General features: G+C 72.1%; 2 protein-coding genes. Both read left to right on the forward strand.

Annotated features, from left to right (window positions below; translation table 11 throughout):
- A complete protein-coding gene (locus tag G6019_RS14940) occupies positions 1-1,011 on the forward strand; it encodes a FecCD family ABC transporter permease (RefSeq protein ID WP_309230286.1) in 1,011 nt (336 codons plus the stop codon).
- The coding region (locus G6019_RS14945) for an ABC transporter ATP-binding protein (RefSeq protein WP_182627918.1) at positions 1,008-1,838 on the forward strand (831 nt) is incomplete at its 3' end. The genes G6019_RS14940 and G6019_RS14945, both read left to right, overlap by 4 nt.

Here is a 1,838-nt window from a genome sequence, read left to right on the forward strand (position 1 = left end):
ATCGCCCGCGGTCGCCGCACCCGCAGGCGTCGGCGGCTGCTCGTCCTGACCGCGCTCGCCCTGGTCGCCGCGGCACTGTTCGCCGCCAGCCTCATGGTGGGCAGGACGTTCTATCCCCCGGCCGACGTGCTGGGCGTGATCCTGGGCCACGACGTGGCCGGCGCCTCGTTCACCGTCGGGCGACTGCGCCTGCCACGCGCGGTGCTCGCGATACTCACCGGCGTCTGCTTCGGCATCGGCGGTGTGACCTTCCAGACCATGCTGCGCAACCCACTGGCCTCCCCGGACATCATCGGCATCAGCTCCGGCGCCAGCGCGGCGGCGGCGTTCGCGATCGTCATCCTGGGTCTGGGCGGCGCACAGGTCTCGGTGTTCGCGATCGTCACGGGCATCGCCGTGGCCCTGGCCATCTACCTGCTGGCCTATCGCGGCGGGGTGGTGGGCACGCGACTGGTGCTGATCGGCATCGGGACCGCGGCCATGCTCAACGCGGCCACCAACTACATCCTCAAGACCGCGCCGCAGTGGGAGCTGCAGGAGGCCATGCGCTGGATCACCGGCAGCCTCAACGGTGCCTCGTGGCCCCAGGTGCAGCCGGTGCTGGTGGCGTGCCTCGTGTTCGCCCCGGTGCTGCTGCTCAAATCCCGCGATCTGTCCATGCTGCGGCTGGGCGACGACACCGCCTCCGCACTCGGCGTGCGCACCGAGCTCACCCGGATCATGCTCATCGTGGCCGCGGTCGGCCTGATCGCCTTCGCCACCGCGGCCGCCGGGCCCATCGCGTTCGTGGCGTTCCTGTCCGGGCCCATCGCCGCGCGGCTCGTGGGCCCGCACGGCTCCCCACTCGTGCCGGCGGCGCTGGTGGGCGTGATCCTGGTGCTCGGCGCGGACCTGGTGGGCCAGTACGCCTTCGGCTCCCGCTACCCGGTGGGCGTCATCACCGGGGTGCTCGGCGCGCCGTACCTCATCTACCTGATCGCCCGCAGCAATCGCACCGGAGGCGCACTGTGACCACCGACCACACCCTCCACGCGACCGGCCTCGACCTGGGGTACCGCGACCGCACCGTCATCCAGGACCTGGACCTGCAGGTGCCACCGGGGCGGATCACCGCGATCGTCGGGGCAAACGCCTGCGGCAAATCCACTCTGCTCAGGTCGATGTCCCGGCTGCTCAGGCCCCGCGGCGGGCAGGTTCTCCTGGACGGTGAGCAGGTGCACCGCATCCCCGCCAAGAAACTGGCCCGCACGCTGGGGCTGCTCCCCCAGTCCCCCCTCGCTCCGGAGGGGATCACCGTCTCCGACCTGGTGGGCCGCGGGCGGAACCCTCATCAGGGGATGCTGTCGCGGTGGAGCCGGGACGACGACGAGGCCGTGGCCGCCGCACTCGAGGCCACCGGCACCCTCGAGCTCGCCGACCGGGCCGTGGACGAGTTGTCCGGCGGACAGCGCCAGCGCGTCTGGATCGCCATGGCCCTGGCCCAGCACACCGACCTGCTGCTGCTCGACGAGCCCACCACGTTCCTCGACGTGGCGCACCAGGTGGAGGTGCTGGACCTGCTGGTGGACCTCAACCGCGACCGCGGCACCACCATCGTCATGGTCCTGCACGACCTCAACCTGGCCGCCCGCTATGCCGACCACCTGGTGGCGCTCGCCGGCGGGCGGGTGCACTGCGCGGGCGCGCCCCGGGAGGTGTTCACCACCGAGATGGTGAGCGCGGTGTTCGGGCTCGACTCGGTGGTGATCCCCGACCCCACGTCCGGCCGGCCGCTGATGCTGCCGCTCGGGCGGCACGGGGTCCGCGATGGGAACGGGGGTCCTGGTGAGCACGGGGGT

It is taken from the genome of Dietzia sp. DQ12-76 (assembly GCF_014145045.1).
GTDB lineage: Bacteria > Actinomycetota > Actinomycetes > Mycobacteriales > Mycobacteriaceae > Dietzia.